Here is a 16,738-nt window from a genome sequence, read left to right on the forward strand (position 1 = left end):
AACAAATATAGCAGAATTCGTTTTTATTTTCAAATTCTTGATAAAAGTTTTGGAAAAAATCAAAGATTGCTCAGCAAATATTCCAGCTTCCTGCGGACAAGGTTTATTTCAAAACTATCGAAGTCGTAGTGTTTGTTCTTAATTTCGGAGATTTGTTTCTCGATATCTCTTTTTTCTTTAAAAATAAAGGAATAGCTGGCAGAATAGCTTTTAGGGAAAATAGCAGGTTTTGCATACTTAATTGCATCACCTATATTTCCGGACATCTTTGTCTTTCCATAGATTTCCGGAATGCTAAAGAATTTGGTTTCTTTTTGTATTGGACACCACAATACTTCTGCAGCCTGCATCTTTTGCTCAAACTCTTCATTGGAAACTCTGGAATCATAATATTCAATGTTAATATGATCCGGCAGGCTTTGCGATACTCTTTTTAGTTTATCCAGCTCTTTTCCTTCTGCCCTTCCTAAAAAGCTAAACGTAAAGTTTCCGCGGAAGTATTTTATTTTATTGAAAATTCTTTTGTAATTACGTCTTCTCTGATCTACATTTCCAGGAATAACAACCCGGTTAGGAAGCACCTTTTGATCTAAATCCTTTGTATACAACAGCGGTAACCATTTTAATTCATAAGGATATTGTAACTCGTCAATATTTTCATCCAAAATAAATAACGATTTAGCTTCACTGTAAAGTTTATCCTTTTTCATCAAACCTTCTTTCAGCCATAATTTTATTCTGAAAGAGCGGTCCTGTTTGAAGATACTTCTGAAAATATCGGATTTGGGAGCTTTAATAAAGTTGAGATTATGCGCTATAATGAAAGTTGGATAATTTCTTGCAACCTCTTCAAAAACATTGAAATAACGATGTGCTGTTCCTATAATTACTGCATCAAATTTCCGCCCGTCTAATTCTTTTAAGAGTGTTGTTGCTTCTGCATGGATCACATGGCTTCCCTTTTCATTTATCCTGTCCAGTATTTTTCGGGAAAAGAAATATTCTACATGTAAATATTGGGAATCTCTTGTAAGCTCTATAAAATTAATGGCGAGTTCGGCGTGGGTATCCAGTTCAATATAGGCAATGTTCTTCAATATGTATTAGTTTAATAGACAAAATTAAGAAATTGCTTTATTTAATAGCATTATTTTTTTCAGGATATTTATCATTTCCTGAGATATACTTATCTATTTTTTAAAATCTAAACGCCTGTACATATATTTTTATTTATCTTTATTTAAAATAACCATAGACTTCATAAATATAAAATCACATGAGAACACTCTGTTCATTCATTATTAGCTGCATATTCCTCTGTTTAGGAAGGTTGCAGGCTCAGGACAAAACACCTACGATTGTAATTTCTACACAGAATACAGCATTAGTTTACACAACAAATGTAAAAAAGCAACTTACGCAGCTTTATTTCGGTCAGGCACTCGCCAACACTTCCGATTATACCCTAAAAAAGCCAAACAACCTACCGGCTATTATTACTCAGGGTTCAGGGCCGGTTCGTGAACCTTCGATTGGTGTACTTCATGCAGACAATAATCCATCACTGGAACTTCAGTACATTAATCACAATACAAAAACCGAAGGTAATATTCAGACGACACAAATTCAGCTTAAAGATCCTCAGTATCCGTTTTATGTTACGCTAAATTTTAAAGCCTATAAAAATGAAAATGTTATTGAACAGTGGACAGAAATTAAACACCACGAGAAAAAGGCTGTTACACTGAAGCACTTTACCTCAGCTTTTCTTCAGTTATCTTCAAAAAATTACTACCTGACACATTTTTTCGGTGACTGGGCCAATGAAATGCGCATGGAAGAGAACCTTTTGTCCGAAGGAATTCATCATATAGAATCTAAGCTGGGAACAAGGGCAACCAATTTCGATTTACCTTCTTTTATGCTTTCCGTAGATCAGCCAGCTGGTGAAGAGAACGGAAAAGTTCTGGCAGGAACTCTTGCCTGGAGTGGTAATTTCAGACTGGGTTTCGAAAACATCAAGTATAGTGAAGACTTTGGTAATCTGCTTCAGGTTTTACCAGGTATTAATAATTATGCTTCTGACTATACCCTGATGCCAAATACCACTTTTACAACACCATCTTTTATCTATACTTATTCCTATTCCGGAAAAGGGCAGGCTTCCCGAAATCTTCATCAATGGGCTACCAATTACGGAATTTATAAAGGTAAAGAGAATAAATCGACCTTACTGAATAACTGGGAAGCTACTTATTTTAAATTCGACGAACAAAAGCTAACCAGCCTTCTGGGAGATGCACAAAATCTGGGAGTAGACGTCTTTCTTTTGGATGATGGCTGGTTTGGAAATAAATATCCGAGAAACAATGATGATGCCGGACTTGGCGATTGGGAAGTAAACGAGAAAAAACTTCCGAATGGCCTTCCATTCCTTGTAAAAGAGGCTAAAAAGCACAATGTGAAATTTGGGATATGGGTAGAACCGGAAATGGTGAACCCCAGAAGTGAGCTTTATGAAAAACATCCCGACTGGATTCTGAAACTTCCAAACAGAGACGAAAATCTAAGAAGAACCCAGCTAGTATTGGACTTATCTAATCCTAAAGTACAGGAACATGTTTTTAAAGTAGTAGATAATATTCTCCAGGAGAACCCTGATATTGCTTATATCAAATGGGACTGTAACCGCTATATGACCAATGCTTTTTCGGATTATCTAAAGGATAAACAAAACAACCTGTATATAGATTATACCTTGGGACTTTATAAAGTTTTGGAACGCATCCGTCAGAAATACCCGGATACAGAGCTAATGTGGTGTAGTGGCGGCGGCGGCCGTGCAGAATATGGCGGGTTAAAATACACAAATGAATTCTGGCCAAGTGATAATACCGATCCTTTACAACGGATCTTTATCCAGTATGGGTATTCTTATTTCTTTCCAATGGGAATCCAATGCGCCCACGTAACGAGTTGGGGAAAACAGCCATTAAAATTCAAACTGGATGTTGCTATGAGTGGCAAATTGGGATTTGATATAAGAATTGAAGAGATGAATGCAGAAGAATTAAAGCTGTCCCAAAATGCTCTGAAAAATTATAAAAGTCTGCAGGATATAATTAATACCGGTGAGATGTACCGATTAATAGCTCCTTATAACAATCATTATGCAGCATGGATGCTCACTGATAAAGCCAAAAATAAAGCAGTACTCTATACATACAACCTGCATACTCAATTAGGTGATTACTTCACCCCAATACAATTCCAGGGACTTGATCCTAATAAAAATTATGTATTAAAAGAATTAAATCTTGAAAATGAAAGTAAGCCACAGCTTCCACAGAATGGAAAGTCTTTCTCAGGAGATTATTTAATGAAAATTGGACTTCCGTGGTTTTTGAATGGCAGTCTGAAAAGTAGCGTTATAGAACTAACTGCAGCAAATTAAGTATATTATATCTTAAACCATTTTTTCTTAAAAGCTTTCCAACGCTGAGCATTAATTATTTCTTGCTCAGCTTTGGAGATCTTTAATTCAAACTTTTTATGTCGACAATCTTCGTAAGACTTGATAATCTGGAAAAAAAATGAAACTGATTTATTTTTCATGGCTTCTTTAGAAGCTGCAATGTAGGCCAATACTCTTTTCAATCCTAAAAAATAGAAGTATCTGCCATAATAATCGGATTGCTTTACAGAATAATCTTTTCCTTTTACTTTGAGTAATTTCACATGCAATTCTGGTAAAACCACTTCTTTCCAACCTAAGCTCTCTAATAAAACAGAATCAATATTATCCCAGCCTAAAGTTTCTCTTAACCCTCCGGTTTCAAGAAAACATTCTTTTCTATAAGCCTTCATTGGACCTCTTACGTGACTTTTATTAGAGTTCCCTTCATATACCCATTCTCCATCCCGCTCAATATACAATAGTCCTCCTACTAATCCATATTGTGAATTATCTTGAAATGCTTGTTGTACATGCTCAAGATAATTGTCCGGAAATATAATATCAGCATCGAACTTGCAAACAATGTCATAATTGTCCAGAGAGATACCTTCCAACCCTTTATTAAAGGTTCTTACTACTTTCGCTCCGGGCTGATGCTCAGATTTAGGCAGATTACGAAGCGTAAATGTAGAAGACTCTACTCCACTAAGCCTCATATTTTCTATAAAATCTTCAACAAGGACCTTGGTATTATCTGTAGAACCATCATTCACAACAATGCACGAAAAGTCCTGAAAAGATTGCTTTCGAAGTGAATCCAAGCACCGTAAAACGTTCTCTTCTTCATTATGTGTTGGGATTACTATTAAAAAACGCACAAACAACTACTATTAAAATTATCCAATCTCTTAATGTGCTTCCAACCAGTTATCTCCCACTCCAACTTCTACCACCAACGGTACTTTTGTAGGATATGCACTTTCCATTTCAGTTTTGATGAGCTTTGATGCCTTTTCAATCTCATTTACCGGAGATTCAAACACCAATTCGTCATGTACCTGAAGCAGCATTTTGGTATTCATTTTCTTTTCGTCCAACTGTTGATCGATTCTGATCATTGCCAGTTTTATAATATCAGCAGCACTTCCCTGTATCGGAGCATTTACAGCATTACGCTCTGCATGGCCACGTACAACAAAATTATTGGAGTTGATATCGGTAAGGTGGCGTTTTCTGCCTAAAATGGTTTCTACATAACCCAAATCACGTGCTTTCTTCACCTGCTCGTCCATATACTCACGAAGTCTCGGATAAGTCTCATAATAAGCATCGATCATCGCTTTTGCTTCTGAACGGGAAAGTCCGGTTTGTTCTGCTAAAGCAAAAGCTCCCTGTCCATATATAATTCCAAAGTTTACGGTTTTAGCCTGACTTCTTTGTATTTTAGATACTTCTTCAATTGGGATTTTAAATAGTTTAGCTGCCGTAGAAGCATGGATATCCGCTCCCTGATTAAAGGCTTCCAACATATTGTTTTCACCACTTATTTCAGCAATTAATCTCAATTCTATCTGAGAGTAATCGGCAGAGATCAGCTTCTTCCCTTCTCCGGCAACGAAAGCACCACGAATTTGCTGGCCACGAAGTGTACGGATCGGAATATTCTGTAAGTTTGGATTAACACTTGCTAAACGTCCTGTAGCAGCAGTAGTCTGTGAGAAGTTAGTGTGTACTCTGTTGTCAAAGGCATCAATCTGTGTAGGTAAAGCATCTACATAGGTAGATTTCAGCTTTTGCAACTGACGGTATTCTAATATATGCTTAATGATTTCGTGCTTAGAAGCCAGTTTTTGCAGGATATCTTCAGAAGTTGCATATTGTCCGGTTTTGGTTTTCTTTGCCTTTGGATCAAGTTGCATTTTTTCAAATAGAATTTCTCCTAACTGACGTGGAGAGTTCATATTAAACTCCTCACCGGAAAGTTCAAATATTTCCTGTTCTAATTTCTTAAGGTCGCTTTCCAAATCTACACTTTCCTGTGCCAGCCAATCTTTATCCAACGAAACCCCTGCAAGCTCCATGCGTGCTAAAACGTTTACCAACGGCATTTCTACCTCAGTAAAAAGTTTTTCCAGGTTTTCGGATTTCAACTGTGGAGCAAACAACTCATATAACTGGAAGGTTACATCAGCATCTTCTGCCGCATAAGCTGTTTGTTCAGTTACGCTCACATCTCTTAATGTACCTTGTTTTTTACCTTTTTTCCCAATTAAGGTTTCAATAGAAACCGGTATATAATCCAGATACATTTCGGACAGATAGTCCATTCCATGACGCCCGTCCGGACTTAGCAGGTAGTGAGCAATCATTGTATCGAAAAGTTTTCCCTTTACCTCAACACCTTGCTGGTGAAGAACTTTATAGTCGAACTTCAGATTATGCGCAATCTTTATCTGGTCTTCTTTCTCGAAAACCGGACGCATAATATCCAGAAGAACTTGTGCTTCCTGCTTATCCTCCGGCATCGGAATATAATAAGCCAAGCCTTTTTTATAAGAGAATGAAACCCCAATTAGCTGTGCTTCTAACTCATTTAAAGAAGTAGTTTCTGTATCGAAGGCTAATACAGGTTTTTCCAAAAGATTTCTTACCAATACCGAAAGCGCTTTTGGCGAATCTATATACTGATATAAATGATCGTTGGATTTAATGTCTTTTTTGGAAGAGGTTGCTGCATCCAGCTCGTCAAAACTTGAGAATAAATTAAGCTGCTCTGCCTGTGGTGAAACTTTCTTCACGGTCTCTTCAGCCACTGCCTGTACTTGTTCTCCTTTCGGAGCGAAAGCACGGTACATATTTTCGTATAATCTACGGAACTCCAGTTCCTCGAATATTTCTTTTACTTTTTCAAAATCCGGTGCTTCCAGATCGTATTGCTCCTGATGGAAATCTATTGGTGCATCGATCATAATAGTTGCAAGCTTTTTGGAAAGTATACCTCTTTCCGCACTTGCTTCTACTTTTTCTTTCAGCTTTCCTTTCAAATCAGCTGTATTCGCCAAAAGATTTTCTATACTTCCATAATCCTGCAGGAACTTCTTAGCTGTTTTTTCACCAACGCCTTCCAATCCCGGGATATTATCTACACTATCCCCCATCATTGCCAGAAAATCAATTACCTGCTTTGGATCCTGAATATCATACTTCGCTTTTACTTCTTCTACACCCAAAATTTCGATGTCTCCACCCTTCATTCCAGGTTTGTATATTTTCACACGGTCTGTTACGAGCTGGGCAAAATCCTTATCCGGTGTTACCATGTATACATTATAGCCTTCACTCTCGGCCTTGTAAGAAAGAGTACCTATAACATCGTCGGCCTCATAACCTTCTACTCCGAGAATAGGAATGTGCATCGCTTCCAGAATCTGATGGATGTACGGAACTGCTATTTTAATAGCTTCCGGTGTTTCGGAACGATTGGCTTTGTATTCTTCAAAGTCATCATGACGCAGGGTTTTACCGCCTACATCAAATACAACAGCAAGATGTGTTGGCTTTTCTCTTTTTATAAGCTCTATTAATGAATTGGTAAATCCAAAGATCGCAGAGGTATTCATCCCCTTACTTGTTAATCTCGGACTTCTGATTAAAGCATAATATCCACGGAAAATCATTGCGTAGGCATCAATAAGAAAGAGCCTTTTGTCTTGTGTTGCATCCATAAAACAAAGATAAGAAATAGTTGTTAGTCTTCGGTTAAGAGTTATTAGTTTGCTATAATACATTAGATCCTGTTTTCTGAATATGAAGCGATTGATATCGCAATATTTTTTATTATCTGTCACATGATTCATTGCTTATTACTCATTACTCAAGTCTCTAATCTGACAACTGTAAACTAAAAAGAACTATTTTTGTATCATGTTAGACATAAGGACTGTTACCGTAATGCGCTATATTCTGCCATTACGGGAAGGCGGCTCTCTTCCTGCACTGGCAGAGGCCGATGATGATTTTAAATATGTACTGAAATTCCGTGGCGCCGGCCATGGAGTAAAGATGCTGATTTCCGAATTACTGGGTGGAAAAATAACAGAAGTACTGGGATTAAAGATTCCGGAGCTTGTATTTGTAAATCTGGATGCTGATTTCGGAAGAAGTGAAGGCGATGAAGAAATTCAGGATTTACTGAAAGCCAGTGAAGGCCTTAATCTTGGTCTGCATTTCCTTTCAGGTGCTATTGCTTATGATTCTACTATAAAAATAGATCCGCTTCTGGCCTCCAAAATCGTTTGGTTGGATGCATTTATCACCAATATAGACCGTACATTTAAAAATACAAATCTATTGATGTGGCATAAGGAGCTATGGATAATCGACAATGGTGCTTCTTTTTATTTCCACCATTCCTGGCAAAATTTTGATGCTGCAGCCAAAACACCTTTTAAATACGTAAAAGATCATGTTTTACTTCCACAGGCATCTATGCTGGATGAGGCTAATCGGTTTGCTAAGGAAAAACTGAATGATGATATTTTCAGGGAAATTGTAAACCTGATTCCTGAAGACTGGTTACACTGGAATGATGCCGACGAAACTCCGGAAGAGATAAGAGAAGTTTACTTCCAGTTTCTGAAAACCCGATTAGAAAATTCTGAAATCTTTGTAAACGAAGCTAAAAATGCAAGAGGATAAAATATACGAATACGCAGTAATACGCTTAGTTCCAAAGGTTGAGAGAGAGGAGTTTTTCAACATCGGACTGGTCATGTTTTCCAAGAAAGAAAAATACATTCGTGTGGAGTTTCATCTCTGCCCGGACAAGTTTGCTTTAATGCACAGCAAACTGGATTACGAAGATATTACTCAGAATCTGATCAGTTTTCAGAACATCGCTAAAGGAGATAAAAATGGAGGTCCTATTGCCTTACTGGAGATACCAGAACGCTTCCGCTGGCTTACAGCTGTAAGAAGTGCTGTTGTCCAAACCTCGCGTCCACATCCCGGAAAAAGTAAAGATCTGGACAAAACTTTTGATAAACTCTTTGAAGAACTGGTGAAGTAAAAAATTCACTTTTTTATATTTATAATCCTTGTCGTAATTTAAAATCCGACAAGGATTTTTTATTTAATCTTTTAAAGTATCTAAAGTTCTTATCTTTGATACACCTATTACGAAACATCAATTTATGAAAAAATTATTTCTACTATTCTTTATTCTGCTTATAAAAAGTCACAGCTTACAGGCACAACAGAAATCTGTATTTAATCCTAAAATCAACAAAGATTCTCTCTACTCGACATTAGAACATTTAGTTCCAGAAGAGGAAAGACCAAAATATAGAGAAATATTACGTGATGCAGATGATAGTGGAAAAGATTATATTCTTATAGTTCTTTACAATTTACAAAAAGGAGGTAAAGATTACCTCATCACTAACTTCGAAAATCATAAATCACAAATTATGAAGCTCCGAAGCTACTATGAAAAACTTAACTTCAATAAATATATTGTAACTGTTTCCTATAGTGAAAATCCTTTATTTCTTCCATCGTCATACATCAAAATATCCATAGACAAAATAAAAGAAGGTTATCTTAATGATGAAATTCTGGACAGAAGAGAAAATCTCGAATACATTAAACAATATTCTGGAGAGAATGAAAACTCATCTGAAATTAAAAAAGCTTTGGCATTTTTAAAATGGGATACTAAAACTTTAACTGAACTTAAAGCTCTTATTAAAGAAGCAAATGTTAAATCAATAAGAAATGGTAATCCTACACAGATTGAAGTTCATCCAAATCTAAGCGCTATGTACTCATATAAAATTTACCGGGAAAACTTAAACAGACAGCAAATTATAGAATATAATGATGGCTGTAATTATATACATTATAAAGACAATATTGTTCTTCATAATGGAGCTCCTGAAGGCGTCTTATGCTTTGAAAGATAAAACTAAATAACCAAAACTAATCAACATGAATACACAAATCAGAAAAACAGTCTGCGCTTTAGCGTTAGTCACAGGAACAATGCTGTTTTCTCAAAAAGCCAAACCTCCTATTATGGGATGGAGCAGCTGGAATAATTTCCGTATAAATATTAATGAGCAACTGATTAAAGAACAAGCTGATGCTTTAGTTTCTTCAGGATTATATACGGCAGGCTATCGGTATATTAATGTAGACGATGGATATTTCGGCGGCAGAGATGAAAAAGGAAACCTGATTACTGACAATAAAAAATTTCCGTCCGGTATGAAGAGTCTTGCTGCGTATATTCATAGTAAAGGACTGAAAGCCGGAATTTACTCAGATGCAGGAAAGAATACCTGTGGCTCCATCTGGGATAATGACAAACAAGGTTTTGGTGTAGGTTTATATGGCCATCTGGATCAGGATGCTGATTTGTTTTTCAAAAACTGGAAATATGATTTTATAAAAGTCGACTGGTGTGGTGGCGAGCAAATGAAATTAAACGAACAAGAGGAATATACCAAGATCATTAATAAAGTAAAGTCTATTGATCCTAATATCGTTTTCAATGTTTGCCGTTGGCAGTTCCCGGGAGAATGGGCTATTAAAATTGCTGATTCTTGGAGGGTTTCAGGAGATATTAGTGCAAAATTCTCCTCCATTCTGCATATTATAGACCTTAATAAAAATCTTTATCCTTATGCCTCTGCAGGGCATTACAATGATATGGATATGCTTCAGGTAGGACGAGGGATGAGCTATGATGAAGACAAAACACATTTCTCCATGTGGGCTTTATTGAATTCGCCGTTGCTTGCAGGAAATGATCTTCGGTCGATGTCCAAAGCTACTATCGAAATTCTCACCAATAAGGAAATTATTGCACTGAATCAGGACACAGCTTTCAAACAGGCTCAAAATACTATCTCTGATGGAAATATAGAAGTTTGGCAGAAGATGTTGACTAAAGGCCAAAAAGCAATAGCGATTATGAATCGTGGCGACCAGGAAATTAGTTATACCCTAGCGGCTTCCAAACTGGGATTAAATCAAAATACGAAAATCAGAGATTTATGGCTTCACAAAAATCTGGGAAAATATGGTGAACAGCAAACTTTTAAAATACCTCAGCATGGTATCATTGTTCTGAAAACTGATTAGTATAATTAATACAGGGGCTCAAAGCTTTTATCTTTAAGCCCTTGTATATAAATATTTACTCATAAACCACATAATTCACCTTATCTACTCCGGTATTACCCGTCTTTTCATGGTAAGCGTACAGCGTCAGTTCATAATTTCCGGGAGCATTAACCATATCTTCTCCTTCAAAAAGGTTTGTTGATACCCATGACATTTTGATATCCTTCACATACTTCCCGTCTTTTTTTAGGATTCCTTTTACTTCAATCTCTTCAGAATCCCAGACGCCGCCTTTATCAATAACACATCCACACATCATTACAATATTGGCCTGAAACTGAAAAGGTTTATCTTTTATTGTTTTCAGCGATATATACTGGTGAGTTCTGGGCTTTAGTATGTCGATAATATATCCCGGAATTTCCAGTATAATTCCGTCACCTAAAATATCTTTCCCTGGAATGACCCATAATTCGGTACTTACCTTCGCCTGAGCCTGTTTGTTGTTAAATGGAGAAAGTACTTCTATTGTTACAAAAGTAGGTTCGCTAATATCGATGTTTGCTGTAAATCCTGCGGTCTGGGTATCGGTAATAGAAGTTCCTCTTCCTTTGGCATTTTTCATAATTAAATCCGTATTTCCCGTCCCGCCTGTAGTCTTTCCTTCGGCAAGTATTTTCTGGCTTGTCTTATCCCTTACAATAATATAAGCCCCTCCAAGCGAACTTCCGATAAATTTTGCATCCCTGGCTTTTGCTCTTATCATGATTTTGGTTGGTGTTGCAGAAACCAGCATTATATTAGCGCACAATAATGTGACTAAAAAAATAAATGTTCTCATGTGTTTATTGATTTTTGATATTCTTGCTTAAATCTGTTATAAAAGGAGTTAGTTTTTAGCTCCGCATCTATATCATCCAGATAAGAGAAAATACTCAGGTCATCTGAAAGAAGTTTTAAGATGGCGCTTTCACAACTCTGCCAGATTAGTTCTAATTCTGGTAATATTTCAGTTGCTTTGGGTGATAGGGATACCAATTGTTTTCGTTTATCTTCTTTATCTTTCTGGATATGTAAATAGTCCTTTTCCGACATTTTTTTTACAATAACGACTACTGATGGATGCGAATAGCCCAAAGATTCTGCAATGTCTGCTATTGAGATTTCTCCTTTATTCTGTAGTAACATAAAAATAAGGTACCAGTTGGGCTCTATATCTATGTCAATTTCTTTGTATAGCTTCCTTACATCATGTGACATCCGATCACTAATTCTCTTAAGTCTGCTGTCGAATGCCTTATATCCTAGTGTTTTAATAAAATCCATTCTCAGTATTATTTATAACAAATATAATAAAAATATAAAGTCAACTATATAGTTGACTTTATATTTTGTTAGAAATGCGAATTATTATCTTTTTAAGACATTTAGTAATTCCCATTAATATCCTTGCAGAACATATAGTTTATATGTGAAAATTTATTTTTCTTTGTAAAGTTTCTTTATGAAGTATATATTCTATACTTCTACCTGGTACTATTCAACTTGCTAATATCTGATCATGAAAAAACTAATACTCTCCATTCTTCTTGTTCCGGCTGTATTTTCTGCCCAACAGGTTATCTCTAAAGATGCCGAAATTGCCAATTATGTCTCACAGGTAAGTACAGATTCTCTAAAGTCTCATATCAACAAACTGGTAGGCTTCGGAACCCGTCATACCATGAGTTCTGTAACGGATCCCAAAAGAGGAATCGGTGCTGCCAGAACCTGGGTTCTGAGAAAGTTTAAAGATTATGCCAAGAATACAGATGGCAGAATGGAAGTATTTCTACAAAATCAGATAATACAACCAGATGGTAAAAGGATTGATAAACCAACAGATTTAGGAAATCCTGTTGCCATTCTTAGCGGAACAGATCCCAATGATAAGCGGATTTTTATGATTAGCGGACATCTGGATTCACGTGTAAGCGATGTAATGAATGCAAAAGACAATGCTCCGGGAGCTAATGATGATGGCAGCGGTACAGCAGCAGTAATAGAAAGTGCAAGAATCCTGAGTAAATCCAAGTTTCCGGCAACTATAATATTTGTCGCTTTTTCAGGAGAGGAACAAGGTTTATTGGGATCTAAAATGATGGCCGAAAAGGTTAAAAATGAGAACTGGCAACTGGAAGCTCTTTTGAATAATGATATGATTTCTAATAACCTGACCAGTGAAACCAATCTGATTAATGCACACCAGTTGAGAGTTTTTTCTGAGGGCCTACCTCAATATGAGCTGGATAAAAAAGCCCAGAAAATCAGAAGCCTTGGTTTGGAAAATGATGGCGATGCCCGACAATTGGCAAGATATATAAAAGAAACTGGTGAACGCTATGTAGATAATCTACAGGTGAAACTTATTTACAGAAATGACAGATTTCTAAGAGGAGGTGACCATTCTCCTTTTGTAGAAAGAGGCTATTCCGCTGTAAGGCTTACTGAGTATAATGAAAATTTCGACCATCAGCATCAGGATATACGCAAAGAAAATGGAAAACAATATGGAGATTTACCTGAGTTTATCGATTTCGATTACTTCAAAAAGAATGTAGGAGTAAATGTTTCTGTATTGGCCAATCTGGCAAAGTCACCGTCAAAACCAGAGAATGTGAAAATGGAAGTAAAAGAATTGACCAATTATACTTTACTTTCCTGGGAGAAACCTAAATCGGGTGAAGTAACCGGATATTATGTTTTAATGCGCGAAACGGATTCTCCGGTATGGCAAAAGAAATTTTTCACAAAAGAAACATTTATAAAATTGCCATATTCTAAAGATAATTGTTTCTTTGCCGTTCAGGCAGTAAACAGCACTGGTAACGAAAGTCTGATCGTTATTCCTGGTGCAAAATAATATAACAACTCCTACAATAACATTACTAAATATAAGAATGAAATTTATCTATGAAGTTAAAAAAGTAAACTGGTTAAGAATTTTGCTTTTTTATGTATTAATTCTCTCTGTCACTTATTTTTCCAGAAAGCTACCTAATCTCTTAACACTATTATTAAGTCAGTTTTCAGATCTGCATTTTACATGGAATTACAATCATGGAATTGCAGTGACAATCATCTCCTTTCTATTTTACAGATTCAGTGGTATAAAACAAGAAATTACATTTCTGGGAACCAATAAAATAAAAGCGCTTCTATTTCCTGTTATTCTATTTATCGGATACTCGATACACGGCATGAATAATGACAATGAAATAAATAAGCACCTTTGGGCTTTTATCTTCTGTGCCTTCATGCTGGTTTATAACATCATGGAAGAATATACATGGCGAGGTTATTTAACAGAAAGCCTTGGAAAGATCAACTTGGTTATAAAAGGAATTATTTCCGGAGTTTTTTGGGCAGTCTGGCATTTATTAATCTTTAGTGATTTTAAACAATATGGTGGTTTCGGAGTGTTTCTGGCATTTTGTATTGTTTTCTCAGTAATACTTACATTTTCAGTATCAAAGAGTAAAGCTATACTTATTCCGGCAACGATACATACACTATTGGTGAGTACTAATGTCGTAACACTAATATGTTTTGCTCTTTTTGCTCTTATTTTATTTACATGGAATAAGTCTTTTGCAAAAGAAGAACAGCCAAGTAAAGCGGAATAATAAATATTATTATAGACAAAAAAGCCTGTCAAATTTGATTTGACAGGCTTTTTTTTATCTCTAAATTCCCTTAGGAAATTTTCGTCAGCTTCGCGAATTTCAGAATCAGGTTTTTCTCGCCTTCATGCTGGAACAATACTTTTGCTTTTATATTCTGCGGATCCGTTCCGTCCAGAAAGACAACTTCGCCCACTCCAAAACGATCATGTCGTACCATATCTCCTACTTCAATATGATCTGTGGTTCCACCAGATGGATTGTTAATTTTTGCAGAAGCTACAGGTTTAAGGTTTTTAGGCGTTAAAGCCGGAGTTGGTGCCAGCTTCTTAGGTGCATCTTTTTTTACCAAGCGTGGAGGCGGTGCGTCATCAAAAAGACTAGAGGTAAGTCCTGAAGAATTTCTGAACCGGGTATCAGTTGCCGGATTCAGAAAATCCAGATACATTGTATCGACTTCACTTAAGAAACGGCTTGGCTCGGAATCCGTAATTTTACCCCACTGAAAACGGGAAACAGCATACGAGAATATAGCCTGTTTTTCAGCTCTTGTAAGCGCTACATAAAACAAACGTCTCTCTTCTTCCAGCTCCTCACGGGTATTAGCACTCATAAACGACGGGAATAGATTCTCTTCCAGACCTACAATATGCACTACAGGGAATTCCAGACCTTTTGACAAGTGAATGGTCATTAAAGATACTTTATTGTTGTCATCGTCCTTATCCTGAGTATCTGTAGAAAGTGCAATATTTTCAAGGAAATTAGAAAGGCCGGGATCACCGTCTTCTAACTGTTGTTGCTCTTCAATAAACCCTTGTAATGAGTTCATTAGTTCCTGAATGTTTTCCATACGGGAAACACCTTCCGGAGTTTGGTCATCCTTTAGCAGCTTTAGTAGTCCACTCTTCTGTGCAACATCCATAGCCACTTGATAAACGGTTTCTGTCTTCATCATCACCTGAAAGGCTTTGATCATATTCCAGAATTCTGAAAGCTTGTTGAGTGTACCTGCATTAAATCCTGTCTGTGGCCCATACATCTGAAGGTTATTCAACAATTCAGCCATTGAAACATTCAGTTGATCGGCAGTAACAATCAGTTTATTCTGCGTCGTTTCCCCGATACCTCTTGTTGGATAGTTGATAATACGAAGCAAAGCTTCCTGATCGTTTTCATTAACCAGAAGTCTTAAATAAGCAATTAAATCTTTGATCTCTTTTCTCTGGTAGAATGAAAGTCCACCATATACTTTATATGGAATATTCTTTCTTCTCAATGCATCTTCAAATGCACGGGTCTGAGAGTTGGTTCTGTATAGAATTGCAAAATCACTGTATTTACGCTGATTTCGCATACTGTTTTCCAGAATTTGCGATGCAACGAAGTTGGCTTCATCAGCATCAGAAAGACTTCGGTAAACCTGTATCTTATCTCCCGGTTCGTTTTCACTGAAAACATTTTTCTTAAACTGCTGCTGATTTTTAGCAATAACATCGTTTGCAGCATTTACAATATTCTGAGTAGAACGGTAATTCTGTTCCAGGGAAACAGTAACCGCATCCGGATAATCTTTTTTAAAGTTCAGAATGTTGTAGATATTCGCACCACGGAAGGCATAGATTGACTGTGCATCGTCTCCTACCACGCACAAGTTCTCGAATTTAGAAGCCAGTGCTTTTACAATAAGATACTGGGAGTGGTTGGTATCCTGATACTCATCTACCAAAATGTAACGGAATCTGTCCTGATATTTTGCCAGTACTTCCGGGAATCTGGTTAGAAGCTCGTTGGTACGTAACAACAGGTCATCAAAATCCATCGCTCCCGATTTGTAGCAAGTTTCAACATACTTACGGTATATCTCACCCAACAACTTCATATTAGCCATTTCATCAGCTTCCATCAGCTCCGGATTGTTGAAATAGGCATTTACTGTAATCAGATTGTTTTTATACTGAGAAATTCTGTTCAGTACTTTTTTCGGTTTATACAAATCTGAATCGATAGACATCTCTTTCAGCACTTTTTTTATAACATTCAGTGCATCCTGACTATCATAAATTGTAAAATTAGATGGAAATCCAAGGTAATGGGCTTCCATACGGAGTATTCTGGCAAATATGGAGTGAAATGTTCCCATCCATATACTTTTAGCATCGCTATCTCCCACTACCCTTGCAATACGCTCTTTCATCTCTCGTGCTGCTTTATTGGTAAAGGTTAGTGCCAGAATATTGAAAGGATCTACCCCATTTTGTATAAGATGAGCAATACGCATGGTTAGTACTCTGGTTTTTCCGGAACCCGCTCCCGCTAATACCATCAATGGTCCCTGGATAGTTGTTACCGCTTCGTATTGTGATTCATTAAGTCCTTTCAGATAATCCATTCCGTGTCTACAATTTTTAGGAATACAAATTTAAGGAAAAGTTTTGGCAGTTGGAATTCAACAAATTTAATTCGTAAGTATCTCTATACTATATCTATA

The 16,738-nt window shown here is 36.6% G+C and carries 13 protein-coding genes; 7 read left to right on the forward strand and 6 right to left on the reverse strand.

Annotated features, from left to right (window positions below):
• Positions 1-59: 59 nt before the first annotated feature.
• Complete coding sequence (locus tag AYC65_RS10305) at positions 60-1,097, reverse strand: hypothetical protein (RefSeq protein ID WP_034869093.1); 1,038 nt, start codon at positions 1,095-1,097, stop codon at positions 60-62.
• Positions 1,098-1,276: 179 nt separating this feature from the next.
• Between AYC65_RS10305 and AYC65_RS10310 the strand changes: the two genes are divergently transcribed.
• Positions 1,277-3,454, forward strand: coding sequence for an alpha-galactosidase (locus AYC65_RS10310; RefSeq protein WP_052114657.1), 2,178 nt, complete (start codon positions 1,277-1,279; stop codon positions 3,452-3,454).
• A gap of 5 nt (positions 3,455-3,459) precedes the next feature.
• On the opposite strand, the gene AYC65_RS10315 is transcribed toward AYC65_RS10310, so the two are convergent.
• Together AYC65_RS10315 and polA are read right to left on the reverse strand one after the other, a co-directional pair.
• On the reverse strand, positions 3,460-4,335 hold the full coding sequence (locus tag AYC65_RS10315; protein ID WP_034869094.1) for a glycosyltransferase family 2 protein: 876 nt from the start codon (positions 4,333-4,335) through the stop codon (positions 3,460-3,462).
• 30 nt (positions 4,336-4,365) lie between these two features.
• Positions 4,366-7,182, reverse strand: a complete 2,817-nt coding sequence (gene polA, locus AYC65_RS10320; protein WP_034869096.1) for a DNA polymerase I — start codon at positions 7,180-7,182, stop codon at positions 4,366-4,368.
• A 199-nt stretch (positions 7,183-7,381) separates the two neighbouring features.
• Here polA and AYC65_RS10325 point away from each other — a divergent pair, with 199 nt between their 5' ends.
• The 4 genes from AYC65_RS10325 to AYC65_RS10340 all read left to right on the forward strand — a co-directional run bounded on the left by AYC65_RS10325 (position 7,382) and on the right by AYC65_RS10340 (position 10,603).
• Positions 7,382-8,155 (forward strand): HipA family kinase, encoded by a 774-nt coding sequence (locus AYC65_RS10325; RefSeq protein ID WP_034869098.1) that lies wholly within the window; start codon positions 7,382-7,384, stop codon positions 8,153-8,155.
• Positions 8,142-8,525, forward strand: coding sequence for a DUF3037 domain-containing protein (locus tag AYC65_RS10330; RefSeq protein ID WP_034869100.1), 384 nt, complete (start codon positions 8,142-8,144; stop codon positions 8,523-8,525). The genes AYC65_RS10325 and AYC65_RS10330 overlap by 14 nt, the downstream gene beginning before the upstream one ends.
• A gap of 124 nt (positions 8,526-8,649) precedes the next feature.
• Entirely contained in the window at positions 8,650-9,420 is a 771-nt protein-coding gene (locus AYC65_RS10335) for a hypothetical protein (RefSeq protein ID WP_034869102.1), read from the forward strand.
• A 25-nt stretch (positions 9,421-9,445) separates the two neighbouring features.
• Complete coding sequence (locus AYC65_RS10340) at positions 9,446-10,603, forward strand: glycoside hydrolase family 27 protein (protein WP_034869105.1); 1,158 nt, start codon at positions 9,446-9,448, stop codon at positions 10,601-10,603.
• A gap of 55 nt (positions 10,604-10,658) precedes the next feature.
• Here the strand turns inward: AYC65_RS10340 and AYC65_RS10345 are convergent, their stop codons facing one another.
• Together AYC65_RS10345 and AYC65_RS10350 are read right to left on the reverse strand one after the other, a co-directional pair.
• Positions 10,659-11,426 carry a hypothetical protein gene (locus tag AYC65_RS10345; protein ID WP_034869108.1) on the reverse strand — a complete coding sequence of 256 codons (768 nt, stop codon included), beginning with the start codon at positions 11,424-11,426 and terminating at the stop codon, positions 10,659-10,661.
• Positions 11,423-11,911, reverse strand: a complete 489-nt coding sequence (locus AYC65_RS10350) for a MarR family winged helix-turn-helix transcriptional regulator (protein ID WP_034869109.1) — start codon at positions 11,909-11,911, stop codon at positions 11,423-11,425. The genes AYC65_RS10345 and AYC65_RS10350 overlap by 4 nt, the downstream gene beginning before the upstream one ends.
• Positions 11,912-12,146: 235 nt before the next feature.
• Here AYC65_RS10350 and AYC65_RS10355 point away from each other — a divergent pair, with 235 nt between their 5' ends.
• Together AYC65_RS10355 and AYC65_RS10360 are read left to right on the forward strand one after the other, a co-directional pair.
• Positions 12,147-13,487, forward strand: a complete 1,341-nt coding sequence (locus AYC65_RS10355) for a M28 family metallopeptidase (protein ID WP_034869112.1) — start codon at positions 12,147-12,149, stop codon at positions 13,485-13,487.
• 37 nt (positions 13,488-13,524) lie between these two features.
• Positions 13,525-14,250 (forward strand): CPBP family intramembrane glutamic endopeptidase, encoded by a 726-nt coding sequence (locus tag AYC65_RS10360; RefSeq protein WP_234300302.1) that lies wholly within the window; start codon positions 13,525-13,527, stop codon positions 14,248-14,250.
• A 70-nt stretch (positions 14,251-14,320) separates the two neighbouring features.
• On the opposite strand, the gene AYC65_RS10365 is transcribed toward AYC65_RS10360, so the two are convergent.
• On the reverse strand, positions 14,321-16,639 hold the full coding sequence (locus AYC65_RS10365) for an ATP-dependent helicase (protein ID WP_034869115.1): 2,319 nt from the start codon (positions 16,637-16,639) through the stop codon (positions 14,321-14,323).
• Between the last annotated feature and the right edge of the window lie 99 nt (positions 16,640-16,738).

The sequence above is a fragment of the Elizabethkingia bruuniana genome, from assembly GCF_002024805.1.
Lineage (GTDB): Bacteria > Bacteroidota > Bacteroidia > Flavobacteriales > Weeksellaceae > Elizabethkingia > Elizabethkingia bruuniana.

Excerpts from the sequence above, each read along its gene's own strand:
- AYC65_RS10310 (WP_052114657.1), top strand. The coding sequence starts at position 1,277 with ATGAGAACACTCTGTTCATTCATTATTAGCTGCATATTCCTCTGTTTA.
- polA (WP_034869096.1), bottom strand. The coding sequence starts at position 7,182 with ATGGATGCAACACAAGACAAAAGGCTCTTTCTTATTGATGCCTACGCA.
- AYC65_RS10325 (WP_034869098.1), top strand. The coding sequence starts at position 7,382 with ATGTTAGACATAAGGACTGTTACCGTAATGCGCTATATTCTGCCATTA.
- AYC65_RS10330 (WP_034869100.1), top strand. The coding sequence starts at position 8,142 with ATGCAAGAGGATAAAATATACGAATACGCAGTAATACGCTTAGTTCCA.
- AYC65_RS10335 (WP_034869102.1), top strand. The coding sequence starts at position 8,650 with ATGAAAAAATTATTTCTACTATTCTTTATTCTGCTTATAAAAAGTCAC.
- AYC65_RS10340 (WP_034869105.1), top strand. The coding sequence starts at position 9,446 with ATGAATACACAAATCAGAAAAACAGTCTGCGCTTTAGCGTTAGTCACA.
- AYC65_RS10345 (WP_034869108.1), bottom strand. The coding sequence starts at position 11,426 with ATGAGAACATTTATTTTTTTAGTCACATTATTGTGCGCTAATATAATG.
- AYC65_RS10350 (WP_034869109.1), bottom strand. The coding sequence starts at position 11,911 with ATGGATTTTATTAAAACACTAGGATATAAGGCATTCGACAGCAGACTT.
- AYC65_RS10355 (WP_034869112.1), top strand. The coding sequence starts at position 12,147 with ATGAAAAAACTAATACTCTCCATTCTTCTTGTTCCGGCTGTATTTTCT.
- AYC65_RS10360 (WP_234300302.1), top strand. The coding sequence starts at position 13,525 with ATGAAATTTATCTATGAAGTTAAAAAAGTAAACTGGTTAAGAATTTTG.
- AYC65_RS10365 (WP_034869115.1), bottom strand. The coding sequence starts at position 16,639 with ATGGATTATCTGAAAGGACTTAATGAATCACAATACGAAGCGGTAACA.